General features: G+C 38.7%; 27 protein-coding genes and 1 other annotated feature. Of the genes, 12 read left to right on the top strand and 15 right to left on the bottom strand.

What is annotated here, in order from left to right:
* Positions 1–378: 378 nt before the first annotated feature.
* The 8 genes from NGI26_RS04660 to NGI26_RS04625 form a co-directional block, all read right to left on the bottom strand.
* Positions 379–999, bottom strand: a complete 621-nt coding sequence (locus NGI26_RS04660) for a hypothetical protein (RefSeq protein ID WP_251936716.1) — start codon at positions 997–999, stop codon at positions 379–381.
* 17 nt (positions 1000–1016) lie between these two features.
* A complete protein-coding gene (locus NGI26_RS09195; protein ID WP_286009839.1) occupies positions 1017–1781 on the bottom strand; it encodes an RHS repeat-associated core domain-containing protein in 765 nt (254 codons plus the stop codon).
* Between the two features lie 192 nt (positions 1782–1973).
* The gene (locus tag NGI26_RS04650) at positions 1974–2219 is read right to left on the bottom strand and encodes a hypothetical protein (RefSeq protein WP_004694811.1); all 246 of its coding nucleotides are present in this window, start codon (positions 2217–2219) and stop codon (positions 1974–1976) included.
* Positions 2220–2224: 5 nt separating this feature from the next.
* Positions 2225–2539: a hypothetical protein gene (locus tag NGI26_RS04645; protein WP_251936714.1), complete on the bottom strand. Its 315-nt coding sequence runs from the start codon at positions 2537–2539 to the stop codon at positions 2225–2227.
* Positions 2540–2630: 91 nt separating this feature from the next.
* Positions 2631–3185 carry a hypothetical protein gene (locus NGI26_RS04640; RefSeq protein WP_049228865.1) on the bottom strand — a complete coding sequence of 185 codons (555 nt, stop codon included), beginning with the start codon at positions 3183–3185 and terminating at the stop codon, positions 2631–2633.
* A 278-nt stretch (positions 3186–3463) separates the two neighbouring features.
* A complete protein-coding gene (gene zwf, locus NGI26_RS04635; RefSeq protein ID WP_251936711.1) occupies positions 3464–4942 on the bottom strand; it encodes a glucose-6-phosphate dehydrogenase in 1479 nt (492 codons plus the stop codon).
* A 150-nt stretch (positions 4943–5092) separates the two neighbouring features.
* Positions 5093–5833, bottom strand: coding sequence for an amino acid ABC transporter ATP-binding protein (locus tag NGI26_RS04630; protein WP_251936707.1), 741 nt, complete (start codon positions 5831–5833; stop codon positions 5093–5095).
* Positions 5833–7278, bottom strand: a complete 1446-nt coding sequence (locus NGI26_RS04625) for an amino acid ABC transporter substrate-binding protein/permease (protein ID WP_251936705.1) — start codon at positions 7276–7278, stop codon at positions 5833–5835. The genes NGI26_RS04630 and NGI26_RS04625 overlap by 1 nt, the downstream gene beginning before the upstream one ends.
* Before the next feature lie 179 nt (positions 7279–7457).
* On the opposite strand from NGI26_RS04625, the gene uvrB reads away from it, so the two are divergent.
* The 5 genes from uvrB to NGI26_RS04600 all read left to right on the top strand — a co-directional run bounded on the left by uvrB (position 7458) and on the right by NGI26_RS04600 (position 12120).
* Positions 7458–9446 carry an excinuclease ABC subunit UvrB gene (gene uvrB / locus NGI26_RS04620; RefSeq protein ID WP_251936703.1) on the top strand — a complete coding sequence of 663 codons (1989 nt, stop codon included), beginning with the start codon at positions 7458–7460 and terminating at the stop codon, positions 9444–9446.
* Positions 9447–9460: 14 nt separating this feature from the next.
* Entirely contained in the window at positions 9461–9958 is a 498-nt protein-coding gene (locus NGI26_RS04615) for a GNAT family N-acetyltransferase (protein ID WP_251936688.1), read from the top strand.
* A gap of 93 nt (positions 9959–10051) precedes the next feature.
* Positions 10052–10678, top strand: coding sequence for an NAD(P)H-dependent oxidoreductase (locus tag NGI26_RS04610; protein WP_251936672.1), 627 nt, complete (start codon positions 10052–10054; stop codon positions 10676–10678).
* A 520-nt stretch (positions 10679–11198) separates the two neighbouring features.
* Complete coding sequence (locus NGI26_RS04605) at positions 11199–11633, top strand: hypothetical protein (RefSeq protein ID WP_251936670.1); 435 nt, start codon at positions 11199–11201, stop codon at positions 11631–11633.
* Between the two features lie 19 nt (positions 11634–11652).
* Positions 11653–12120, top strand: a complete 468-nt coding sequence (locus NGI26_RS04600; protein ID WP_251936664.1) for an 8-oxo-dGTP diphosphatase — start codon at positions 11653–11655, stop codon at positions 12118–12120.
* Here NGI26_RS04600 and NGI26_RS04595 read toward each other — a convergent pair.
* Positions 12117–12632: a transcription repressor NadR gene (locus NGI26_RS04595; RefSeq protein ID WP_251936659.1), complete on the bottom strand. Its 516-nt coding sequence runs from the start codon at positions 12630–12632 to the stop codon at positions 12117–12119. The two genes, NGI26_RS04600 and NGI26_RS04595, sit on opposite strands and share 4 nt — an antisense overlap.
* 10 nt (positions 12633–12642) lie before the next feature.
* Complete coding sequence (locus NGI26_RS04590; RefSeq protein ID WP_001095970.1) at positions 12643–13170, bottom strand: ECF transporter S component; 528 nt, start codon at positions 13168–13170, stop codon at positions 12643–12645.
* A 172-nt stretch (positions 13171–13342) separates the two neighbouring features.
* Positions 13343–13478: a sequence feature (ribosomal protein L10 leader region), on the top strand.
* A 38-nt stretch (positions 13479–13516) separates the two neighbouring features.
* On the opposite strand from NGI26_RS04590, the gene rplJ reads away from it, so the two are divergent.
* From rplJ to NGI26_RS04560, 6 genes are all read left to right on the top strand, one after another.
* Positions 13517–14017: a 50S ribosomal protein L10 gene (gene rplJ, locus NGI26_RS04585; protein WP_001287274.1), complete on the top strand. Its 501-nt coding sequence runs from the start codon at positions 13517–13519 to the stop codon at positions 14015–14017.
* Positions 14018–14092: 75 nt separating this feature from the next.
* Positions 14093–14461: a 50S ribosomal protein L7/L12 gene (gene rplL, locus NGI26_RS04580; protein WP_001196963.1), complete on the top strand. Its 369-nt coding sequence runs from the start codon at positions 14093–14095 to the stop codon at positions 14459–14461.
* A gap of 407 nt (positions 14462–14868) precedes the next feature.
* A complete protein-coding gene (locus tag NGI26_RS04575; RefSeq protein WP_251936656.1) occupies positions 14869–15240 on the top strand; it encodes a GFA family protein in 372 nt (123 codons plus the stop codon).
* Positions 15241–15275: 35 nt separating this feature from the next.
* The gene (gene glyQ, locus NGI26_RS04570; protein ID WP_251936636.1) at positions 15276–16193 is read left to right on the top strand and encodes a glycine--tRNA ligase subunit alpha; all 918 of its coding nucleotides are present in this window, start codon (positions 15276–15278) and stop codon (positions 16191–16193) included.
* Positions 16194–16405: 212 nt separating this feature from the next.
* Positions 16406–18442: a glycine--tRNA ligase subunit beta gene (gene glyS / locus NGI26_RS04565; RefSeq protein WP_251936632.1), complete on the top strand. Its 2037-nt coding sequence runs from the start codon at positions 16406–16408 to the stop codon at positions 18440–18442.
* A 22-nt stretch (positions 18443–18464) separates the two neighbouring features.
* Positions 18465–18722, top strand: a complete 258-nt coding sequence (locus NGI26_RS04560) for a DUF896 family protein (protein ID WP_036754683.1) — start codon at positions 18465–18467, stop codon at positions 18720–18722.
* An 85-nt stretch (positions 18723–18807) separates the two neighbouring features.
* Here the strand turns inward: NGI26_RS04560 and NGI26_RS04555 are convergent, their stop codons facing one another.
* Genes NGI26_RS04555 through NGI26_RS04545 form a run of 3 tightly spaced genes read right to left on the bottom strand, consistent with a single transcriptional unit; the run spans position 18808 to position 21623 of the window.
* A complete protein-coding gene (locus tag NGI26_RS04555; RefSeq protein WP_251936629.1) occupies positions 18808–20046 on the bottom strand; it encodes an NAD(P)H-dependent oxidoreductase in 1239 nt (412 codons plus the stop codon).
* A gap of 17 nt (positions 20047–20063) precedes the next feature.
* Positions 20064–20669 carry an NADPH-dependent FMN reductase gene (locus NGI26_RS04550; RefSeq protein ID WP_251936626.1) on the bottom strand — a complete coding sequence of 202 codons (606 nt, stop codon included), beginning with the start codon at positions 20667–20669 and terminating at the stop codon, positions 20064–20066.
* Positions 20670–20702: 33 nt separating this feature from the next.
* Positions 20703–21623 (bottom strand): FAD:protein FMN transferase, encoded by a 921-nt coding sequence (locus tag NGI26_RS04545; RefSeq protein WP_251936623.1) that lies wholly within the window; start codon positions 21621–21623, stop codon positions 20703–20705.
* A 320-nt stretch (positions 21624–21943) separates the two neighbouring features.
* Between NGI26_RS04545 and nox the strand changes: the two genes are divergently transcribed.
* Positions 21944–23323: a H2O-forming NADH oxidase gene (nox, locus tag NGI26_RS04540; protein ID WP_251936620.1), complete on the top strand. Its 1380-nt coding sequence runs from the start codon at positions 21944–21946 to the stop codon at positions 23321–23323.
* 70 nt (positions 23324–23393) lie between these two features.
* Here nox and NGI26_RS04535 read toward each other — a convergent pair whose 3' ends face one another.
* The gene (locus tag NGI26_RS04535; RefSeq protein ID WP_251936618.1) at positions 23394–24245 is read right to left on the bottom strand and encodes a YitT family protein; all 852 of its coding nucleotides are present in this window, start codon (positions 24243–24245) and stop codon (positions 23394–23396) included.
* Positions 24246–24308: 63 nt separating this feature from the next.
* The gene (locus NGI26_RS04530; protein WP_251936615.1) at positions 24309–25961 is read right to left on the bottom strand and encodes an Rqc2 family fibronectin-binding protein; all 1653 of its coding nucleotides are present in this window, start codon (positions 25959–25961) and stop codon (positions 24309–24311) included.
* Positions 25962–26057: the final 96 nt, after the last annotated feature.

Here is a 26057-nt window from a genome sequence, read left to right as displayed (position 1 = left end):
TAGGAACATTTACCAATAATTATACGAAATATTGTTGCCTGTTTCCTAGAAATAAATTTCTGCCGTTTGGTTTCCGAAATCATCCTTCCTACATGATTTTATATACGCCTTTTATTCTATTTCAAAGGCAGCAGTATGATATGAAAACCCTTTCGTGCGCACATTTTTGACGAAATAAGATGAAGGTCGTCTGAAAAACAGAAACCGCATGCGTGCGTACCGCACGCACACTACGTCAGGATTGGAGGTTTAATGCGGGCTACTGCTAGCTACGGCTTGCTTTGAGATTAGAAGTTTCATGCTGGCTGCAGCTTGCTCAGATACTCAGATCATAAATTCAAAAACATTTCAGAATTACAAGTTGGTTAGTAATTCACATTATTCAAGTACAATTCCAGCCTTCTCAAGCAAACCTAAATCAAATTCTTTATTTTTAATTAAATTTTTATTTAAAATCAGATTTTTATCCAATTTATTAACATTATTCTTAATACAACAAAAAATTAAAGTAGGAAGAGGATAATTAAATATAGACGGTCTAGAAATAATGTCTCCAATCAATTCTTTCTTCATTTCAAAAAAATTTATTAACAAAGGAAAATACTCTTGCTGTAATAATTTAACAGTACCATTTATTACATCCTCCATTTGTGATAGCTGTGGCAATTTAATCAAATTACCCTGACTTGAAATTGGATATGAAGGTTTTTTCTCTGATAATGTCGTGATAAAAAGTTGATATGTATCTGCCACATTATTAGATTTGTACGGGATTTCACTTTCAATAAGAAATGTATTTAATTCATTATCAAAAGCTGTTGAGGATATGTAATATCCTAATCCTTTTTTAGAGTAAATTAAAGATAGTTCTACGCTTTTATCCAAACTTTTCTTTTTCAGAGCTAATTTCCCAGAACGAAACCCATATTCCTTTGCCAGAAATTTTAATTTTTCAGTTAACACAATTTCAAAATGATATCTTAATTCTTCAAAATCCATAATTTATCCTTCATTAATTAATATTTTAACAAGTGAAAAGTGGCATTATGTGTTGCTCCTTTACCTCCTAAAGGAGCCCCTCTTGCTGAACCAGTAGCAACTCTAAGTGAGCCAGCAGTCCCCTGAGATGTCCGAATAACACCACCACCAATACCATGAACTGTATTCGATGGGCTAGATGGATTAAATACACCAGACGCCGCCTGATTTTTAGTTAATCTACTATTTCCGTGTTTCACTTCAAATATGTGAATGTTACCATGCCCATCCCTCGCTACAAAATCAGCTCGAGTACGTTTCTTATTAACAACCATTGTTACTTCTTCTACGATGATCTCGAAACCATTATTTTTCAAATCATGCTCTGCTTTTGCCCTTCCTCTATTACCACTCCAATGACTTTTACTACATTTTAATCCTAATGGATCAACCCAAGCCTGTACATTAGGAGCAAACCAATAAAGATTCTCCCCGCCCAGCAACCCAATCGGGTCCTGATTCACAAACCGCCCGGCCTCAGGCTCGTAATACCGCATCAGGTTGTAATGCAGCCCGGTCTCTTCATCATAATACTGATTTTGCAATCTGAACGGCTGATGTGCGTTCTGATAAACACGCTCACCCTTTTTCAGACGACCCCAGGCAGTGTATTCGCCGTACCATAAGAGGTTGCAGTTCTTATCGGTCATCTCGCGCGGGATGACGATTTGGTCGCAGTGGAAGTAGTGGATTTGTTGTTGGCTTTCGCCTTCTGCGGTTGTCAAGTCGCGGACTTGTGCCAAGGGTTCGTGTGTACTGTAATGCCCTACGTCAGGATTGGAGGTTTCATGCGGGCTACGGCTTGCTTGCTGTTGGGGGTGGGGGCGTCTGAAAGGCAGAACCCGTGTGTGTGCATACCTCACACCTTACGTCGGGATTGGAAGTTTCATGTGGTCTACTGCTTGCTTGGGCTACTTTACAGTTGATAATTAAATTTAGAAAATTATGTCTAATACTCTATTTTTTAAAATAAATTCTTTTTTTAAATGTTCTAAAATATTATCTAACTCTTCCTTGCTTAAAATTTGGTTGGTCTTAGTAAATTTTGCTGTTTTCGCATATAGGGAAAAATGAAACTCATTATTTGGAAAGAACATTTCTCCTTCAAATGAAATTTCATGTCCATTTAAAGAAACAATTAACATACCTCTTGAAATTTTTTCAATTACGAAATCATCCATAGTAATCACCTTTGAAATATAACAGTTGAAATCTTTGTTTTAGGATCTATTATTACTGTTTTTGTTATATTAGGATTGTTCTTCAAAGCGGGTAATCCTCTATTTTCCCATATATTTCCTGGTCGCAGATCTTTGCCAATAACACCTGTTACAGTACCAGAAGCGCATGTTGTATACTCTGATGAAATATCTTCCCATGCTTTAATGCTTGCCTGGTTATTTTGATCCCACGTAGGCATGATAATTTTTCTAGCTTCAATTAACATTTCTAATGTTGTTCCTCCATTAGATTTGGCAATATCGGCAGCAATTGCCCACACAGCTTCGGGATTGGAGGTTTCATGCGGGCTAAAGCTTGCTACCTATAAATTTGAAAATTTATGCAGGCTACGGTTTGCTTGTTATTCCCAATTATTCAAAGAAAAAATTATAGAAGTTTTTTACTTCAATACTTAGTTTAGTTGACTGAAAAAAAACATTAAGTTCAGCAATAAATTCATCGTCCTCTAGAATAAAATAATCATCATTATTAATATTTTTCGAAAAGAATTTTTCCGACAATGCCATTATTTCAGACAATGTTTGTATAAAATCTCCTAAAGAAGAAGCTATTTTTTTAGGTTCTTTTGATCCTAATCGTAAAGAAAAGATTTCAAGGGTTTCCTTTGAAATTAATATAGGTTCGTCATTTTGATTAGCTATATAGAGATAATTCTCTATGTTTATGGCTTCTTGCCATCCTACTAAGCCTTCTTGATTTTCAGATGATGCAAAAATTAAATTAAATGGCTGACCTATATGAATTTGAGGATTTAATGTTATCAAATTGAAAAAATAGTTAATGATAGACGCATTATCTTGTAATATTTTTTCGTCAATTATAATTTCCCCAAAATCGATCTCCTTACGAGAAAGTTGACCATAAATATTAGAAAAATTTTTAACTGCTGTTTTCAAACTAAACATAATAATATACTCCTATCTTGTGCATTTTTTAAGTTGTTGCAACATTGATCGCCTATCAATTAACCTACCGCGCCCCAAATTGGTCCAGCGACCTCTATGCCCTTGATTAGAATATAAATGTTCGTCAACTCCTCCAGGCAAGTTTGTCTTTTCTTTCCTTACTCAGTCTTCGTCCGAACGGGTCGTAGGCGTAGGTCCAAATCTCGGTGTTGCAGGCGGGCTTTTTGATCTCGGCTCGGACGAGTTAGTTTTCTATATCGTATTGGTAATAATGGTTTTCACTGTCGGTCAGCTAGCGGTAGATCAGGTTGCCATGTCCATTTAGCACCGTATTTTTCAAGTAAATCAAAGCTAGCTTGTGGTCCCATGCTACCTGCCTTGTAGTCATGAAGGGGAGCACCATTTTCAGCCCAAAGTTTTTCAATGCGGTCAATCAACTCCCAAGAAGCGCTAACTTCTTCCCAATGGCTAAAGTTAGTTGAGTTGTTATTTAAAACGTCGTAGATGAGCTTTTCATATGGATCTGGTGAAGCACCTGTTGCAGTTGCATCTGTTCTGTAATCAAGTGAATTAGGTGCAAGTTTGAACTCTTCTCCAACTTCTTTCCCATTAAGACTAAGTGAAAAACCTTCTGTTGGTTGGATGTAGATTGTCAAGATATTCGGTGCTAGGGGTTCTCCAAAAATGGAATCCATTTGTTTGAAGACAATGTTCACGTGAGTACCTTTTTCAGTTAGACGTTTACCTGTACGGAAGAAGAAAGGTACATCACGGAAGCGGTCAGTATCTACAAAGAAGGCACCTGAAGCAAAGGTTTCTGTCATAGATTCAGGGTTTACATTTGGTTCGCTGCGGTAAGAAATGTATTTCATACCATCAACTTTACCAGAACGATATTGACCACGGATAAACTGCTCTTTAAGTTCTTCATCTGAAGGATGGTAAAGGTTCTTGAAGACCTTGATTTTCTCCGCACGAATGTCATCCTTTGTAAAGCTTGCTGGCTTGTCCATAGCAAGGAGCGACAGAAGTTGGAGGGTATGGTTTTGAACCATGTCACGAAGAGCACCTGATTCATCATAGTAGCCACCACGCTCTTCAACACCTAGACGTTCTGCAAAGGTGATCTGAACATTATCGATATGCTCACGATTCCAAACATTTTCAAAAATCATATTGGCAAAGCGAATAGCAAAGATGCTTTGAATCATTTCCTTGCCAAGATAATGGTCGATACGGAAAATTTGTTCTTCGTCAAATGTTGCTAGGAGTTCTTCGTTTAGTTTGCTTGCAGTAGCATAGTCTGTACCGAAAGGTTTTTCAACAATCAAACGTTCAAAGCCTTTACCATCAACGATTTGCTCTGACTTGAGGTGTTTAGCGATGGTACCAAAAAATTGTGGTGCCATTGAGAGGAAGAAGAGCTTGTTGTGGTCAGCTTGATATTTTTCATTTAACTCAGCTTGAAGCTTGCGTAATTCGATATAGTGTTCGGTATCATTAACGTCGTGACTTTGATAGTAAAAATGACTAGCAAACGCTTGAGCCTCTTCAGCGCTATCTGCCAAGTCTAAAATGGATTCGACTACAACAGACTCAAAATATTCCTTACTCCAAGGTCTACGTGCAGTTCCAATAACAGCAAAATGATCAGACAAATTACCTGATTTGTAAAGTCTAAAAAGTGAAGGGTAGAGCTTGCGTTTAGCTAAATCTCCACTAGCACCGAAAATTGTAATAATAACTTTTGATGACATCCAGCTACCTAATTTCTATTTTGTTTCCTAGTCAAACTAGGCATGAGGAATCCCTCATTTTCATACCCTCTATTTTATCATAATTTTCTAAAAAATCCAAAAATCCAATATAAGCAACAAAAAAGCTGCAAGTGTAACCTTGCAGCTTTTCTAGGCGTTTAGAACCTTGTCTAAAAATTCTTTTAGACGAGGGTGTTGTGGGTTATCAAAGATTTGATCAGGTGTACCATCTTCTAGAAATTCTCCATCCGCTGTGAAGATAACACGATTGGCTACCTGACGTGCAAATCCCATCTCATGAGTTACGATGATCATGGTCATGCCTTGTTCAGCCAACTCTTTCATAACGTTGAGAACATCACCGACCATCTCAGGGTCAAGGGCAGAAGTTGGTTCGTCAAAGAGCATAATATCAGGATTCATGGCTAAACCGCGAGCGATAGCCACACGTTGTTTTTGACCACCGGATAAGCTTTCAGGATTTGCATTAGCTTTATCAGCAAGTCCAACTTTTTCTAGCAACTCCATCCCTAATTTCTCAGCTTCTTCTTTGGTCATCCGTTTGTGTTCAATAGGAGCAAAAGTGATATTTTCCAAAACAGTCATATGTGGGAAGAGATTAAAGTGTTGAAACACCATTCCGATATTTTCACGAACATGATCCACGTTCGTTGCTTTATCCGTCAAATCATAACCATTCACAGTGATGTGACCGCTCGTTACCTCCTCAAGAAGGTTAAGGCTACGGAGGAAAGTGGATTTACCAGAACCAGAAGGACCAATGATACAAACAACATCTCCTTCATAGAATTTAGTTGTAATTCCTTTTAAAACCTCATTTTTTCCATAATACTTATGCAAATCATTTACATCAATTTTTAGTTTTGCCATTAACGAATCCTCTTTTCTAAGCGTTTCGCTAGTCTAGTCAAAAGCGTGATAATTACAAGATAGAAGATAGCAAGGATAGCATACATCTTGAAACTTTGGTAGTTACGGGCGATGATAATCTTACCAGTTTGGAATAGTTCAACCAAACCGATAGCAGATACGATAGTTGTATCTTTAAGAGCGATAACGAATTGGTTGACAAAGTTTGGCAACATCAATTTAGTTGCTTGTGGCAAGATAATCTTCCGCATGGTTTTTCCATAAGAGATACCAAGACTGCGACTGGCTTCCATTTGCCCAACTGGAACAGCTTGAATCCCACCACGAACGATTTCAGCGATATAAGCCGCTGCATTGAGTGAGAGGGCAATAGTACCAGCTACGAAGTCGTTAATTGGGCTTTGTTGGCCTGTAATTGATTCGATGAAGTTTGGAATACCCCAGAAAATGAAAGCAGCAAGAATCATCAATGGAATACCACGAATCACATCAACAAAAATCTCAGAGATAAGACGGAGAGATTTGTATGGGCTGACACTAAACATCCCAAAGATAATTCCAATCACAATCGCAATTGCAAATGAGATAAGTGCTAATGAGAGAGTAATTCCAAGTCCGCTGAGGAGTTGTTTATAGTTGTTTTTCAACAAGCCCCAAATAGTCGTTTCATCAGCAGTTGAGGTTGCGGTAGTAGAGTCGCTTGCTAGGTATTTATCCAGAATCTTTTGGAATTCTCCATTCGCCTTAAGGTTTGCTAGTCCCTTATTGAACTTCTCTAGCAATTCTGGATTGCTTCCTTTTTTGACGGCAAAGGCTGTTTCGCCGATTGGAGTTCCAGCGATCGGCGTTTTTAATTTTTGACCTTGGCTGATAGAGTATTTGAGAACAGGCTCATCATCCATCACGGCATCGATAGCCCCAGTATTGAGGCTGTCATACATAGATGCTCCATCAGAAAATGTTTTAATCTTGTAGCCATATTTGCTTTGGTTCTCTGTTAGGAAGGTTTGTGAAGCCGTTCCGTTTTTTACACCAATTGTCTTATCCTTGAGGTCTTCATAAGAAGCGATAGTACTGGATTCTTTTACACCTAGAATGGTATTGGCAGTGTAGTAGGAATCTGAAAAGTCAAACGTTGCTTTACGAGCATCCGTAACAGACATTCCAGCGATGATACCATCAGCCTGTCCAGCTTGAACAGCGTTAATAGCTGCATCAAACCCAGGATTGGTAATTTCAATCTCGAAACCTTGGTCCTTGGCAATAGCCTTGATGAGATCCATATCGATACCAGTGTACTGGTTGCTTGAGTCCTGGAAAACAAAAGGTGCAAAAGATGAGTCGCTGGCGATAACATACTTGGTTTTCTCAGTATCAGCTTTTACGAGCCCTAACGAGAAAATGGGAAATAAAATTAGCAAACATGCTAGGATTTTTTTCTTCATGTGATGTCTCCTTTCAGGTTATTTTCAAATTATAGCAGAAAAAATTAAATTCGGCAAATATTTTATATTTTTATGTTAGAAGATATAACATCAACTGAATAAATTGCTAAAATTGAGAATCAGAAAGTATCTTCTTTTTATGGTAAAATAGAAGGATAGAAAATGTGTATGAGGCTTTTATGATTAATCGAATAACAGACAACAAATTTAAACTGGTATCCAAATACCAGCCCTCTGGTGACCAACCGCAGGCCATTGAGCAGTTGGTGGATAATATCGAGGGTGGAGAAAAGGCACAAATCCTGATGGGGGCGACTGGTACGGGGAAGACCTATACCATGAGCCAGGTCATTGCCCAGGTCAATAAGCCGACCCTAGTCATCGCCCACAATAAGACTCTGGCAGGCCAGCTCTATGGGGAGTTCAAAGAATTTTTCCCAGAAAATGCGGTTGAGTACTTTGTGTCTTACTATGATTACTACCAACCTGAAGCCTATGTTCCATCAAGCGATACCTATATCGAAAAAGATAGTTCGGTCAATGATGAGATTGACAAGCTTCGCCACTCAGCGACATCAGCTTTGTTGGAGCGTAATGATGTTATAATCGTTGCGTCTGTTTCTTGTATTTATGGATTGGGTTCTCCGAAGGAATATGCTGATAGCGTGGTAAGTTTGCGTCCGGGTCTTGAGATTTCTCGTGATAAACTGCTCAATGACTTGGTGGACATTCAGTTCGAACGCAATGATATTGATTTCCAACGGGGAAGATTCCGTGTACGTGGGGATGTAGTGGAGATTTTTCCAGCCTCTCGTGATGAGCATGCCTTTCGTGTTGAGTTCTTCGGAGATGAAATTGACCGTATCCGAGAAGTTGAAGCTCTAACAGGTCAGGTTCTCGGAGAAGTGGATCATTTGGCGATTTTCCCAGCGACTCACTTTGTGACCAATGATGACCACATGGAAGTAGCTATTGCCAAGATTGAAGCTGAGTTGGAGGAGCAGCTAGCTATCTTTGAGAAGGAAGGCAAACTGCTGGAGGCTCAACGCTTGAAACAACGAACAGAATACGATATTGAGATGCTCCGTGAGATGGGCTATACAAACGGCGTTGAAAACTACTCACGTCATATGGATGGTCGAAGTGAAGGAGAGCCTCCTTATACTCTTCTAGACTTCTTCCCAGATGATTTCCTGATTATGATTGATGAGAGCCACATGACCATGGGACAGATCAAGGGGATGTATAATGGTGACCGTTCTCGTAAGGAAATGTTGGTGAATTATGGTTTCCGTCTGCCGTCTGCCCTAGACAATCGTCCCCTTCGTCGTGAAGAGTTTGAAAGTCATGTCCATCAGATTATCTACGTTTCAGCGACACCTGGTGATTATGAAATGGAACAAACGGATACTGTGATTGAGCAGATCATTCGTCCAACAGGTCTTTTGGATCCAGAAGTTGAAGTCCGTCCAACTATGGGACAGATTGATGATCTCTTAGGTGAAATCAATGCCCGTGTTGAAAAGAACGAACGTACCTTTATTACAACCTTGACCAAGAAAATGGCAGAGGACTTGACCGACTACTTCAAAGAAATGGGCATCAAAGTCAAGTACATGCACTCGGATATCAAAACCTTGGAGCGAACGGAGATTATCCGTGACCTGCGTTTAGGAGTCTTTGATGTCTTAGTTGGGATTAACCTCCTTCGTGAAGGGATTGACGTTCCAGAGGTGAGTCTAGTTGCTATTCTCGATGCCGACAAGGAAGGTTTCCTTCGTAATGAGCGTGGACTTATTCAGACCATTGGTCGTGCTGCCCGTAATAGCGAAGGGCATGTCATCATGTATGCTGATACTATGACTCAATCTATGCAAAAAGCCATCGATGAAACAGCTCGTCGTCGGAAAATCCAGATGGCCTATAATGAAGAACACGGCATTGTCCCACAAACGATTAAGAAAGAAATCCGTGACCTGATTTCTGTCACAAAAGCTGTGGCTAAGGAAGAAGACAAGGAAGTCGATATCAATAGCCTTAACAAACAAGAACGCAAGGAGCTTGTTAAGAAACTGGAAAAGCAAATGCAAGAGGCTGTCGAAGTGCTTGACTTTGAACTGGCTGCCCAGATTCGTGATATGATGTTGGAAGTCAAGGCTTTGGATTAGATAGGATAAAGCGAATGAAGATTATCATTAAAACAATGGAAACTACTGAAGAGATAGAAGGAAAATCTCTCGTTCACTGGCAAACGTGGAGAGAGGCTTATGATGACCTTTTACCTGCAGAGTTTCAGGAGACGATGACATTAGAAAGATGTCGATTCTTTAGTCAAAAATATCCAGAAAATACATTGATCGCGATGGATGGCATGAAGGTAGTTGGTTTTATCAGTTATGGAAACTTTCGTGATGAGACTATTCAGGCTGGCGAAATTATTGCCTTATATGTTTTAAAAGACTATTATGGAAAAGGTATTGCTCAGAAGTTAATGAAGGAAGCTTTGAGGACTCTTGATCATTTTTCTGAAATTTATTTATGGGTATTGAAAGATAATAAGCGAGCCATTGCTTTCTATCAAAAAATGGGTTTTACTGTTGATGGCCAAGAAAAAATACTTGAACTTGGAAAACCTGTTAAGGAATTGCGGATGGTGTGTTCTTCAAATAAAGATTCCTAAAGACGTATCTATCAATATTTGAACTATTATCAATTAATCGAGTATAAAGAGTGAAAGAGATAGAATGAAGCAAAGAGATGAAGGAGAGAACTTATGAAAATTCTAGTTATCAATGGACATCCAGATAAGGAAAGTTACTGCCAAGCTATTTTTCAAACCATTGTAAACAATATTGACTCAACGCATCATGAGTTTGAAGTGATCAATCTCAATGAAGAGGACTTTGATCCTGTCCTTCGCTACGGCTATCGAAAACGTATGGAGGAAGATTCGTTTATCCTTCGCTCTCAGGAGTTAATCCAATGGGCAGATCATTTCATCTTTGTTTATCCCATCTGGTGGAGTAGTATGCCTAGTCTTCTGAAAGGCTGGATTGATCGGGTTTTTACACCGGGGATTGCCTACTCGGCCAATAATCAGGGCGGCTTTATCTGGAATTATCTTAGAGGCAAGCAGTTTAAAAAGTTATTAAAAGGGAAAACAGCCAGTATTTACGCAACCTCCATGGCGCCCACTTGGTGGTACAAAATCTTTTCGGGTCCTATCAACATTCCTGATAGTTACGGCATTTCTGTCTTAAAAAATGCCGTCTTAAACCATTGTGGGATCAAAACCAAACGTGTCTGTATTTTGGGAGAAGTCGGCCGGGATGTGAATACAGCAAGTATGCGTGAAGAGCATCTCCAAAAAGTAGCAGAAGAAGTTAAAAAACTATCATGAAACAAGAAAATAAGAGTCAGAAAAAATCAAAAAAGTACCAAAAGCCAAATCTAAAAATGAGCTGACTAGATAAAGTAAAATTGTGGTTGCTACAACATTCAAAAATAGCTTTTCTAATAGATAGTAGTATATTTTTCTTCTCAGCTTTTGGGATAATCTATTTGTTGTTTGGAACAACTCTTATTCCAAAATCCTATCAAAACTTCAATTATCTCTTCCCGCTCTTTCTGAATCTTATATTCTTAGTGAACATGCTTTATCAAAGTGTTTTTAGAGATAATTTTGATGGAATGCTGACAGTACAAGATTTTGCAGACCCATTCTTGTACCTAAATGGATTAGGTTTGTTGTTTCACTTATTTTTTGGAATAATGGGTCGAAATAGAAAGACTATTCCTACCTTGCTAACTCTAGACCACCGCTACATCTGGTTTCCTATTGCAACTTATCTGATCATTTTCAGTTTGGCATCTATTATAACTCTAGTAATGAAATATATTGAAAAGAAAAGGAGTTAATCATGCTGAAACATCTGACTGTATTTAGGGTAATTTACCTTCTGTTCCTGGTATTCGCCCCGATTCATTTTATCTTAGGATTGTTTGGCTTAGCTTTTACCCCAGTCTTGTGGAATATCTGGTTCTTTGGTCTTTGCTTAACTTTATTTATTCAGCCATGGACTGTCTTCTATAAAACGAGAATCTTTCAATGGCATCATCTGATTTTTCAAGCTCTCAGTGGATTCTTTGCTCTCCTAATCTGGTTTGTAATTTTCTTTATTTTATCTATGGTTCCAGACTCATCCATGCCTATTAATTTAGACTACTATGTGAATAAGGAAAAAAATGAAATTAGAATTATCCGAGGATCCTTGCTCCATGAAACTCATGAATATCACGACTTGGTTAATCCTTTGATTATGAAGTCTAATGTTAAGTACAAGATAGAAAATTAAATCCTAGAAAGTGAATCCTATGTCTCGAGCACAATTAACGATTTTAACAAATATTTGTCTGATTGAAGATCTTGAAAAGAAGCGCGTGGTTATGCAGTATCGTTCGCCCGAAACCAACCACTGGTCTGGTTATGCTTTTCCAGGAGGTCATATTGAAGATGGAGAGGCCTTTGCAGAGTCTGTTATTCGTGAAATCTATGAAGAAACAGGTCTGACAATCCAAAATCCTCAACTTGTCGGCATTAAAAATTGGCCGTTAGATACAGGTGAGCGTTATATTGTCTTTTGTTACAAGGCTACTGAGTTCTCTGGTACCCTTCGTTCCTCAGATGAAGGAGAAGTTTCCTGGGTACAAAAAGACCAGATTCCAAATTTGGATCTGGCCTATGATATGTTACCTTTGATGGAGATGATGGAAGCTCCAGATAAGTCAGAATTTTTCTATCGTCATCGTACAGAAGATGGATGGGAAAAGAAAATATTCTAATCCTTTACTAAATAACCTAACTTGTCTAAGGCCTGCTCGATATAGAGAAGGTCTTGTTTATTTTCTGCTTCAATCAAATGATAATGGACGCCATCTGTTAATTCAGATAAAGGTCGAAAATCTGAAGTCTTGACTTGATTTAAGAAATGCTCGACATCCCTACGGCAACTTAGTTTGAGGAGGGTTTCGATTTCTCCGTAAACAGGATGATCTATCTGGATATTTTGAACTCGTCCACCATTATCAACAATGGCAAGGAGTTCTTGTTCTATATCTTCTTCTCCGTGTTTAACTTTAAAAAGTTTATGTACATAAGGATTTGATTTACTTTCCTTATAGATATATCCACGATTGGTTGATAATATAGGAGCGCCATCTGCACGAAGAACAGCAATGTCCTGAACAATAATCTGGCGAGTGACATGAAAATGTTCTGCTAAACTTTGGCCGTTTAGAGGTTTTTGTGATTCCTTTAAAAGTTGTAAGAGGGCTTCTTTTCTATTTTTTGTCATAGTCTCTTTCTTAATGGCGTTTTTTTAGTGCTTTATAAACAGCTAATGCTAAGTAATAGTCTACCATACTATGGATAATTGTACCAATACCAACCAGGACAAATAAGACATAGAACATATTTTCTACATTTGTTCCAGTTCCCGCATAAAAGATAATACAAGCAAAAACTTCTGCGATGGCATGAACCAAACCTAGGATAAAGTTAAAAATCAAAGAGGATTTAGGATTATCTAAGGTTTGAGGATGTTTTTGAAGATAGAAGGCTCCCAAAGTGCCGAAAAAGATATGGGAGAAAGCTCGAAGTACAATGACAATTGGATAACCAGCCATGAGGAATCCTAGGCTGGAAGCTATAATGACAAAGATTGCCATCCAAGGAGAAAGGAACATAGCAATAAAAATGGCTACGTGACTTCCTAGAGTGTAAGAAGCGGGTGGAATAACAATCTTGAAGGGCATCACCAAGGGAATCAAAATAGCGATAGCGGTTAGCAATGCGGTTAAAGTCATGAATTGGGTTTTCTTTTGTGTATTCATAATAACTCCTTTTTATCTGTATATACAGTTGTATAGTACAATAAATAAACAGACATGTCAAGTATAAAAACTCTTGTCACATGTACATTACAATCTAAAATAAAAAAGAAATTTTTTAAAAAAAAGGAGGAGAAAACTCTTGCTTTATATTCTCAAGTATGTTAAACTAATAAACGGTTTGAAAAAACTGCCTAAGACAGTAGGGGAGCAAGACTCATAAATATCCTACCGAGGACAAAACGTATCATGTAAAAAGAAGCGTATTGTACTTTCGTGTCTAGGTTTGGGCGCGTTTTTCTTTTGGAAAAATTCCCCAAGCAAAATAATTACGGAGGTGAACACACTAATGAGTGAAGCAATTATTGCTAAGAAAGCGGAACTAGTTGACGTAGTAGCTGAGAAAATGAAAGCTGCTGCATCAATCGTCGTTGTTGACGCTCGTGGTTTGACAGTTGAACAAGATACAGTTCTTCGTCGTGAGCTTCGTGGAAGCGAAGTTGAGTATAAAGTTATTAAAAACTCAATCTTACGTCGTGCAGCTGAAAAAGCTGGTCTTGAAGATCTTGCATCTGTTTTTGTTGGACCATCTGCAGTAGCATTTTCTAACGAAGATGTTATCGCACCAGCGAAAATCTTGAACGACTTTGCTAAAAACGCTGAAGCACTTGAAATCAAGGGTGGTGCAATCGAAGGCGCTGTCGCATCAAAAGAAGAAATCGTTGCTCTTGCAACTCTTCCAAACCGCGAAGGACTTCTTTCTATGCTCCTTTCTGTACTTCAAGCGCCAGTGCGCAACGTTGCTCTTGCAGTCAAAGCGGTTGCAGACAACAAAGAAGACGCAGCTTAATTATAAGCTACGCAGCGTAGCCTAGCTACAAAAAAATAACAAAATTAAATTTAAACTTATTTGGAGGAAATAACAATGGCATTGAACATTGAAAACATTATTGCTGAAATTAAAGAAGCTTCAATCCTTGAATTGAACGACCTTGTAAAAGCTATCGAAGAAGAATTTGGTGTAACTGCAGCTGCTCCTGTAGCTGTTGCTGCAGCAGGTGCTGCTGACGCAGGTGCTGCTAAAGACTCATTTGACGTTGAATTGACAGCTGCTGGTGACAAAAAAGTTGGCGTTATCAAAGTTGTACGTGAAATCACTGGTCTTGGACTTAAAGAAGCTAAAGAACTTGTTGACGGTGCACCAGCACTTGTTAAAGAAGGCGTTGCAACTGCAGAAGCTGAAGAAATCAAAGCTAAATTGGAAGAAGCTGGAGCTTCAGTTACTCTTAAATAATAGAGCGACTACATTTGTAGCTTAAAAACATGATTAAACCGCTATTCTTAGGAGTAGCGGTTTTTCTTTTTGTTCAAAAAGGGGCAAAAAAGGGACAACGATGTTAAATTGGTATGTCTAGTTTAGATGATTTAGAAAAGATTCCTTATGAAAATAATTTACTTTTGAATTTCATTTTGTTATAATAGACCCAAGAAAGAATATCTTATAGGTAAATCCTAAGCGAGCCTGAGATAGTGAGAGTCAGGTGATTGAGTGATAAGTGTGGCGCTTTTGGTATTTTAATAAAGATAATGAAGTAATAAATTAGGGTGGAACCGCGTTTTTGACGCCCCTAGTCGCAAGGCTTGGGTGTTGAAATTCGGTTCTTTTTGAATTCGTCTAATGCCTAAGTAGAAAGGAGTACAATGCTTAAAGGATCTTGTTTATGTAAAGCAGTGACTTACACTCTAGATGAGGAATTATCTGAATTAGTTTTTTGCCACTGTTCATTCTGTCGGAAAGCAACTGCGTCTGCTTATACAGTTAATGCTAAAGTTAGCAGTAAAAATCTAGTATTGCATGGAAAAGAAAAGCTTCTTACGTATAGTTCTTCTCCAGGAAAACAGCGTTATTACTGCCAGAACTGTCATAGTCAAATTTTCACTGTTCAAGAAAATATACCAGAAGTCTGTGCTTTGAAATTAGGTACAATAGATGAATGCGATCAGAATTTACAAACTATTCCCAAACGTCATATTTTTCAGGATCCAGCTTTTTCTTGGTTGCTTGATAAATAAACCTAAAAAGATAATATAAAATAAAGGAGTAAAATATGTCCAATAAACTAACCTTCCAAGAAATTATTTTGACTTTGCAACAATACTGGAATGACCAGGGTTGTATGCTCATGCAGGCTTATGATAATGAAAAAGGTGCGGGTACGATGAGTCCTTACACCTTCCTTCGTGCCATTGGTCCGGAGCCATGGAATGCGGCTTATGTAGAGCCATCACGTCGTCCAGCTGACGGTCGTTACGGAGAAAATCCAAATCGTCTCTACCAACACCACCAATTCCAAGTGGTTATGAAACCATCACCTTCAAATATCCAAGAACTCTACCTTGAGTCATTGGAAAAATTGGGCATTAACCCATTGGAACACGATATTCGCTTCGTTGAAGATAACTGGGAAAACCCATCAACTGGATCTGCAGGTCTTGGTTGGGAAGTTTGGCTTGACGGTATGGAGATCACGCAGTTCACATATTTCCAACAAGTCGGTGGTTTAGCAACAGGTCCTGTTACTGCTGAGGTTACCTACGGATTGGAACGCTTAGCTTCTTATATCCAAGAAGTAGACTCAGTTTATGATATCGAATGGGCTCCAGGAGTTAAATACGGAGAAATCTTCCTTCAACCAGAATACGAGCACTCAAAATACAGCTTTGAAGTTTCAGACCAAGATATGCTTCTTTCTAACTTCGAAAAATTCGAAAAAGAGGCAGAACGTGCGTTAGAGTTAGGCCTTGTTCACCCTGCCTATGACTATGTACTAAAATGTTCACACACCTTTAACTTACTCGACGCTCGTGGAGCTGTATCCGTTACAGAACGTGCCGGTTACATTGCTCGCATCCGTAACTTGGCCCGTGTAGTAGCTAAAACTTTCGTTGCAGAACGCAAAAAACTCGGATACCCACTGCTAGACGAAGCAACCCGTGCTCAACTCCTAGCAGAAGAGGAAGAATAGACAGAATTACAGGAATAAATGACTGAAAGTCGACCGTAGGTCGCTAAATAAAACAAGACCGCTGTAGTGAAAGTCGGATAAGAAGTTTCTTATCCGACTGGGGAACTGACGAGACTTAAGGCTTGGCAGTTAGCAATGAAACCGAAGGTTTGCTTGCGTCCCCCACTACTAAAGGTCTTGTTGAAGAAAATTAATTTTGTAAAGGAAAAAACATGACAAAAAACTTATTAGTAGAACTAGGACTTGAAGAGTTACCAGCCTACGTTGTCACACCAAGTGAAAAACAACTAGGTGAAAAAATGGCAGCCTTCTTGAATGAGAACCGCCTTTCATACGAAGGAATTCAAACCTTCTCGACTCCACGTCGTTTGGCTGTTCGCGTTCTTGGTCTAGCAGACCAACAAACAGACTTGACTGAAGATTTTAAAGGACCTTCTAAGAAAATTGCCTTGGATGCAGAAGGAAATTTCTCTAAAGCTGCCCAAGGATTTGTCCGTGGAAAAGGCTTGACGGTTGATGATATTGAATTCCGTGAAATTAAAGGTGAAGAATATGTCTACGTAACCAAACATGAAGCTGGAAAACCGGCCGAGGAAGTTTTAGCTGGAATTCCAGAAGTTTTAGCTGGTTTAAGTTTTCCTGTCAGCATGCACTGGGCAAATAATACCTTTGAATACATCCGTCCAGTCCATACTTTGACTATCCTTTTGGATGATAAAGCACTTGATATGGATTTCCTTGATATCCATTCAGGCAGAGTCAGTCGTGGACATCGCTTCCTTGGACATGAAATTGAAATCCGTCATGCTGATAGTTATGAAGAAGACTTACGAAAAGTCTATGTCATTGCTGATAGCATTGAACGCGAAAATATGATTCGTGAACAAATCAAGGCTATCGGAGTGGAACAAGGCGTTCAAGTACAGATTGATGAAGGTCTTCTGAATGAAGTTTTAAATCTGGTTGAATACCCAACAGCCTTTATTGGTAATTTTGATCCTAAATACCTTGAAGTTCCAGAAGAAGTTTTGGTTACTTCAATGGAAACTCATCAACGTTATTTTGTTGTCCGTGATCTTGATGGAAACCTAAGACCAAACTTCATTTCAGTTCGTAACGGAAATGCTGAACACTTGGAAAATGTCATTCGAGGAAATGAGAAAGTCTTGGTTGCTCGTTTGGAAGATGGAGAATTCTTCTGGCGTGAAGACCAAAAACTCAAGATTGAAGATTTAGTTGCTAAACTTTCAAACGTTACCTTCCATGAAAAGATTGGTTCTCTTCGTGAACACATGATTCGTACAGGGCAGATTGCTATCCTGCTAGCAGAAAAAGCTGGTTTATCAGTTGATGAAACAATTGACCTTGCTCGTGCTGCAGCCATCTATAAATTTGACCTCTTAACTGGTATGGTTGGTGAGTTTGATGAGCTTCAAGGAATCATGGGTGAGAAGTACGCTCTTCTTGCAGGCGAAAATGCTACAGTGGCGCAAGCTATTCGTGAGCACTATCTTCCAGATTCAGCTGAAGGAGCTCTTCCTGAATCTAAAGTGGGTGCTATTCTTGCACTAGCTGATAAATTAGATACTCTCTTATCTTTCTTCTCTGTTGGATTGATTCCATCTGGTTCAAACGACCCTTATGCCCTCCGTCGTGCAACACAAGGGATTGTTCGTATTTTAGAAGAATTTGGTTGGAATATTCCAATGGACGAGTTGATTGCGAGCCTTTATGCTTTATCTTTTGATAGTTTAACCTACGATAACCAAGAAGAAGTACTGAACTTCATCAAAGCTCGTGTTGATAAGATGATGGGCTCTACTGCAAAAGATATTAAAGAAGCTGTTCTGGCAAGTTCAAACTTTGTTGTTTCTGATATGATTGAAGTTGCAGAATCTCTAACGGAAGCCACGAAAAGTGAAGATTACAAATCATCAGTTGAGTCTCTATCTCGTGCCTTCAACCTAGCAGAAAAGGCAGAAGGTTCCGTTAAAGTTGATGCCAGTCTCTTTGAAAATGAACAAGAAAAAGAACTAGCTCAAGCGATAGAAAATCTTGAATTGAAAGGTTCAGCTAGCGATAAATTAGCACAATTATTTGCTCTTAGTCCAGTTATTGATGCATTCTTTGACAATACCATGGTTATGGCAGAGGATGTTGATGTTAAGAATAATCGTTTGGCTATTCTTGTCGAACTTGTGAATAAAGCAAAAACAATCGCTGCTTTTAATCTTCTTAATACAAAATAGAAATTAAATTGGAGGTTCAAACATGACACCAGAAAAAATCGCTCGTATTAATGAGCTTGCGAAAAAGAAAAAAACAGAAGGTTTGACTGCAGAAGAAAAAGTAGAACAAGCCAAGCTTCGTGAAGAGTATATCGAAGGCTATCGTCGTTCAGTTCGTCACCATGTTGAAGGTATTAAAATCGTAGATGAGGAAGGAAATGACGTAACTCCTGAAAAACTTCGCCAAGTACAACGTGAAAAAGGCTTGCATGGTCGTAGTCTAGATGATCCAAATTCATAAATAAAACAAAACCTCGGTTAGTGAATGCTAATCGAGGTTTCGTTTTATTAAAAAGGAACCATGATTGGTTCCTTTTTGTTACGTATTAGTTACTTGCACCAGAAGTAGCGTCTGCATCACCGTGGCCTCCATCGGCTGAGTCAGAAGCACCAGAAGTAGCATCTGCATCACCATGACCTCCAGCAGCAGGAGCAAAAGGTCCGCTACCGCCTACCAAACGTTGACCAGTTTCTTTCAAGTACCAGTCAAGCCATGGTTGGAAGTTAAAGACAATTTCATTGATACCAGCATATGATCCATCAGGATAGTACATAGCTTGGTAGTTGTGAGTGTTGATAACACCAGCAGGAGAACCTGGAACAATTGTACGTACGTACTCTTGGTTGCCATTTCGAAGCGTACCAATAACCCACTCAACGTTTTTCATACGTGCAGGTGGAAGTGATCCGTGAACTGTTGACATACGGCTACCAGATTGAGGTGGTACACGTTTCGCAAACATTGTTTCTGGATCTTGGTGAGCGTTGTTGTAGTAGAGGAATTGGTTGTTGTCATCAGCATATGTCAATTCAAAAGGCATCGCTTTTAAGAACATGTCAATTTGGTTAACTGTAAGGATACCATGGTCAAGTTTAACGTATGTATCACCAGATACAGCTCCTGTGATTTCTGCAACTTTTTCTACCCATTCTGGATCATCAGGGTCAACTTCTGTAATAGTTGTGGCAATTGGTTTTCCACAATCCAAGTCTTCTGGTTCAATTGGTTTTGGTTTTTTCAAATTAGATACGACTCCTACGTATTTGACAAAGTTATCTAAGCAAGTTTCAAGGAATTTAACAGTTCCTTCGTTAATAATATTTCCTTTTGCATCAAAAGCTTCTTTGGCTTTTCCAAGAAGGAACTCATTACCTGGTAATGTGTAGGCATTTACTCCTGGTGCATCAAGAATTTTACGAAGGTGAACTTGAGCACGTGAAGTTCCTTGATCATAGTATGAAGCACCCACAATCATGACAGGTTTGTTTTCAAATGGATGAACTTCGTATGAAAGCCATTCAAGAACAGACTTGAGTGAAGCAGAAATAGTGTGGTTATGCTCAGGAGTAGCAATAATGACACCATCAGCACGAGTAATTTTATTGTAAAGAAGGCGCAACTGGAAGCTCTCGTCCCATTTTTCGTCTTGGTTAAACATTGGAACTTCATCGATTTCCAAAACTTCTAGTTCAAATTTAATTTTAAACTGACGGCGGATGAACTCCAAGAGTTTGCGGTTATATGATTGATCGTAGTTTGATCCAACAAGTCCAACAAATTTCATTCTTTCGATCTCCTATCTTACAAATTTTCCCAATCAAAATCTTCAGCATCTTTGCGAAGAAGTTCTTGTGCGTTACGCAATTTCTCAGTAACTTTAACAAAGATACGGAAGTCATCAAAGATGGCATCCAATTTCTTGATGACATCAATATCTACCAAGTCACCATTTTGATCAAATGCTTGAAGAGAATGTGAAAGCAAGAATTCATCTGGGAGAACATTTGCTTTGATTTCAGGAGCATTAAGAATTTGACGAAGTTGCAATTGAGCACGTGATGAACCGAGTGTACCATATGAAGCACCTGTAATCATGACAGGTTTGTTCAAAAGCGGGAATACACCATATGAAATCCAAGCAAGAGCGCTCATAAGAACAGCTGGGATTGAGTGGTCGTATTCTGGAGTACCGATAATAACTCCATCAGCAGCTTCGATTTTAGCAGCGATTTCCGTAGCTTCAGCTGGGATTTGTTTGTCAGCTGGTTTGTTAAATACAGGTAGATCTTTAATTTCTACCAATTCGATTTCTGCTTTATCAGCAAAGTGTTTCTGCATATATTGAAGCAGTTGACGGTTTGTGGAACGTTTAGAGTTAGTTCCTACAATAGCAATAAGTTTTAGCATGAGCTTTCCTTTCTCTTTTGCGTTATTAATTAATTACCGTTGGATACCAGATGAACAAAAAACGTGTCCATCTTTGTCAATGATGATGGCTTCGATACCTTCAATATTTTCGACTTGCCACATAATAGAAGCGCTACGTTCGCCAAATAATCGTGTGGTCCATATCTCTCCGTCAACTGAGCGGTCAGATATGATCGTTAAACTCGCTAAATCCGTTTCGATTGGATAGCCCGTTTCACTATCGAAAATGTGATGATAATCTTTGCCATTGATTTCAAGATGCCGTTCATAAATTCCAGAAGTAACAACTGATTTTCCAGTAATGGATAAGGTCATCAGGTGATTACCACGTGGGTGAGTTGGATCTTGAATACCGATTTGCCAAGGTTGACCGCTTTTTGCCTGGTTATTACCAATTGTGAGGATGTTTCCTCCAAGATTGATAAGAGCAGAAGTAACGCCATTCTCTTTCAAGAAAGTGGCAACCTTATCCGCGCTATAACCCTTTGCTAAACAACCCAAGTCGATTTTCATTCCCTTTTTTTCAAGGTAGACAGTTGAATCAACTGAATCGAGTTTAATCATATGGGGGTTGATTAGTGGTAAGACTGAAGCAATTTCTTCAGGGCTTGCCACCTTTGCATCGGAAAATCCGATACGCCAGGTTTGAACCAAGGGGCCGATACTGATATTGAGATGACTTCCAGGTGCTAGAGTGTGTTCCAGACCTAATGAAATGAGTTCAAACAAATCAGGATGGACTTTAACTGGGGCAATACTTGCCTGATAGTTAATTTCCATTAATTCGGATTCAGAACTGTTAGCGCTGAAGCGAAATTCAAGTTCCTTTAGCAAATCAAAAGCTTGACGGAGAAGATTGTCCGCTTGTTCATGGACTAAAGAAATAGTAATCGTAGTTCCCATTAATCGCTCAGATGATGAACTGAGAGACAAAGAATCAACTCCCTTCAAATCACTCGGAAATAGCTACAAATCTTGAATGTATCACAATTTAAGAATTTATATTTCATTTCCATATAAATAGAATATCATAAAGTCAGCGTTTTCACAAATTATTTTTTACAAAAAGTCAAGAAATATGCTTGCAAGAATTTTAAAAAGTCCAAAAAGCTATGATAAGGCTTTGAAAACGAATTAACATATATTTCAAAAAGTTTCTTAAATAACATCAAACAGGTCAAAAATCTTGAAAACGTTCACAGATAATGGTATACTTGAAAGGTAAATAAAAAAATAAAGGTAGGATTTATCTTATGAGTAAAATCGTAGTCGTGGGTGCTAACCACGCTGGAACTGCATGTATCAACACTATGTTGGACAACTTTGGAAACGAAAACGAAATTGTTGTATTTGACCAAAACTCAAACATTTCATTCCTTGGATGTGGAATGGCTCTTTGGATTGGTGAGCAAATCGACGGTCCTGAAGGATTGTTCTACTCTGATAAAGAAAAATTGGAAGCAAAAGGTGCTAAAGTTTACATGAACTCACCAGTTCTTTCAATTGACTATGACAATAAAGTTGTTACTGCTGAAGTTGACGGTAAAGAACACAAAGAATCATATGACAAATTGATTTTCGCTACTGGTTCAACTCCAATCTTGCCACCAATCGAAGGTGTTGAAATTGTCAAAGGTAACCGCGAGTTTAAAGCAACTCTTGAAAACGTACAATTCGTTAAATTGTATCAAAATGCTGAAGAAGTTATCAACAAACTTGCTGATAAGAGCAAACACCTTGAACGTATCGCTGTTGTCGGTGGTGGATACATCGGTGTTGAACTTGCTGAAGCTTTCGAACGTCTTGGAAAAGAAGTTGTGCTTGTTGATATCGTTGACACAGTATTGAACGGATACTACGATAAAGACTTCACTCAAATGATGGCTAAAAACTTGGAAGACAACAACATCCGTTTGGCACTTGGTCAAACAGTAAAAGCTATCGAAGGTAACGGTAAAGTTGAACGCTTGGTAACTGACAAAGAAACATTTGATGTGGATATGGTTGTTCTTGCAGTTGGTTTCCGTCCAAATACTGCTCTTGCTGACGGTAAGGTCGAACTCTTCCGTAATGGTGCCTTCCTTGTTGATAAGAAACAAGAAACTTCAATTCCAGGTGTATACGCTGTGGGTGACTGTGCGACTGTTTATGACAATGCACGTAAAGACACTAGCTATATCGCACTTGCTTCAAACGCTGTACGTACAGGTATCGTAGGTGCTTTCAACGCTTGTGGACATGAACTTGAAGGAATCGGTGTTCAAGGATCAAATGGTATTTCTATCTATGGTCTTCACATGGTTTCAACTGGTTTGACACTCGAAAAAGCAAAAGCTGCAGGTTACAATGCAACTGAAACTGGCTTCAATGATCTTCAAAAACCAGAATTTATGAAGCATGACAACTATGAAGTAGCTATCAAGATTGTCTTCGATAAAGACAGCCGTGAAATCCTTGGTGCACAAATGGTATCTCGTGATTCAGCAATTAGCATGGGAATTCACATGTTCTCACTTGCTATTCAAGAACACGTTACAATTGATAAATTGGCATTGACAGACCTATTCTTCTTGCCACACTTCAATAAACCATACAACTACATCACAATGGCTGCACTTACAGCAGAAAAATAATTGATGATATGACAATAAAAAAAGTAACTTCAATGATTGAAGTTACTTTTTTGTTTTAAATTTAAGAGACTTAGTCTTTTGCTGGGTAGGTAAAACCTTCACCAAGGATTTCGTGAGCTTCCGTTATAGTGATAAAAGCCATCGGATCAATTGTATGAATCATCTCTTTCATCTTCACAATTTCATTTCTTGCGACAATGCAGTAGACAATTTTTAAATCTCTTTGACTGTAGTAGCCTTGTCCTGAGATAAAGGTAACGCCGCGACCAAGTTCTTCGTTAATTTTATCGGCTAATTCCATCGGTTTTTGAGTGATAATCATAAATCCTTTACCGGCATATCCACCCTCACCGATTAGGTCAATGACTCTTGAAACGATAAAGTCAAATAAGAGAGTATAGGTTACGAGGCGAAGGTCTTGGAAGATGATTAAAATCAGCATCAGAATGAGAAAATCAAGTCCAAAAAGCAATTTGCCGACTGAAATATTGGTGTATTTATTAAGGATACGAGCGACAATATCAGTTCCACCAGTTGTTCCCCCTGCGTTGAAAATAATACCGAGTCCAACTCCTAGGAGGACACCAGATACTAAAGACACCACTACGAGATCTCCCTCAAGGTTAAACTGAAGAGGAATTTTCTCAAAGATAGCTAACCAGACAGATAGGGAAATAGTTCCAAGTAGACTGGAGTATAGTGATTTTAGACCAAATATCCTCCAAGCTAGCAGGAAGAGTGGGATATTTATCAAGATATTCATCAGTGAGATAGGGATATTAAAGAGATAGTAAGTAATCAAGGTTATCCCCGTTGCTCCACCCTCAAACAAGTGATGTGGAACAACAAAATAAGTAAGTCCAAAGGCAAAGATAGCAGCTCCGAATATAATAGTGATAGTTGATTTAATATGCCGTAGCATTGAGCTCCCCCTCCTATTTTTGTATAAAAGTGAACTAGTAAGAGTTTTAGAATAGTGCTAAAATCAGATTTTCATAGATTGAATTTTCTCGGAATCTGGTGTGACACGTAAGGTTTTTTGTCCTGTATAGGTGACAAAACCAGGTTTTCCACCAGTTGGTTTGTTGAGTTTTTTCACCTCAATCATATCTACTTGAACGAGATTCGATAGGCGCCCTTTCGAAAAGTAGGCAGCAAGTTCCGCTGCATCCGTCTTGACTTCATCAGAAGGATTCAGATTCCCTGAGATGACAACGTGGCTTCCTGGGATGTCCTTAGCGTGGAACCAAAGTTCATCTTTCCGTGCAATCTTAAAAGTCAATTCTTCGTTTTGAAGATTGTTTCGTCCAACGAGAATAATGGTTTTACCATCACTAGCCAGATATTTCTCTGGCTTTTTACGTTTTTGAATTTTCTCTCGCTGCCGTCTTCTAATGAAGCCAGTTTGAATTAATTCTTCACGTATTTCAGCAATTTCATCGAGTCCTGCTTGCTTAAGAACTGTCTCCACGCTTTCCAGATACAGAATAGTAGATTTTGTTTCTTCGATTAATTCTGTCAGATATTTAACGGCCTCTTTTAACTTCTGATATCGTTTAAAGTATTTTTGTGCATTTTGGCTAGGTGTTAAGGCTTTATCAAGTGCGATTGTAATTGGCTGATTGGTGTAATAATTGTCTAAGACGACTTGGTCTTGGTCATTTGGAACTTGATGAAGAAAAGTCGTCAGTAATTCACCTTTTTGTCGGAATTCCTCAGCATTTTCAGTCGCAAGCAGTTCTTTTTCTTGCTTCTTAAGCTTTTGACGATTTTTTTGCAGTTCATTTTCAACTCGGCGAATGAGTTCGCTAGCCTGTTGCTTCACCCGATCACGTTCAGCTTTGTCTTTGTAATAGACATCGAGTAGTTGAGAAAGACTTGAAAAATCTACGTCTAATTTATTCGAAAATGGCACACAAGAAAATAATTTATCCGTTAAGCAAGGGTCGGTTTCTTGCTTAAAAAAGCTTCGGAAATTGGCTAGTTTATCACTGAGTAGTTGTCTTTCTAACTCGGTTGCCGTGTCTCGACCTAAACCTTGAAAGAGGCTTTGGAGGTTTTTAGCAGTTAACTCTTGTGTTTGTAGGATTTCAAACAATTTTTCATCCTTAATGGTAAAAGGATTGAGAGCCTCTGTTTTTGGTGGGGCGATGTAAGCAGCACCAGGCAAAAGGGTTCGGTAACTATTTTGAGAGAAACCAATATGTTTAATCACCTCAAGAATTTTGTTGCTAGATTTGTCTACGAGAAGAATATTACTATGTTTTCCCATAATCTCAATGATAAGTGTTGCCTGAATATCATCACCAATCTCGTTCTTGTTAGAAACAGTGATTTCAACGATTCTATCATTTTCAATCTGCTCAATAGATTCGATGACCGCACCCTGTAAATATTTCCTCAAGACCATGATAAAGGTAGAAGGTTGAGCGGGATTTTCAAAGGTCGTGTCTGTCAACTGGATGCGCCCAAAAACAGGATGCGCAGAAAGGAGCAAGCGATGACTTTGACGGTTGCTACGGATTTGTAGGACCAATTCTTGGTCAAAAGGTTGATTAATCTTTTGGATACGGCCATTTAGCAGTTCTGTCCGTAATTCCTCAACCATGTGGTGTAAAAAAAATCCATCAAATGACATTGTTTTCTCCTCTTGAATGTATTCCATAGTATTATATCAAAAAGGTAGAATAAAATCATAGAAATATGGTATAATAAAGGCAAGTAAAGAGAATCG

This window comes from Streptococcus sp. Marseille-Q0941, assembly GCF_943736975.1.
Taxonomy (GTDB): Bacteria; Bacillota; Bacilli; order Lactobacillales; family Streptococcaceae; genus Streptococcus.
The sequence above is the reverse complement of the archived record's forward strand: the minus strand, read 5'-3'. Positions and strand labels throughout refer to the sequence as shown.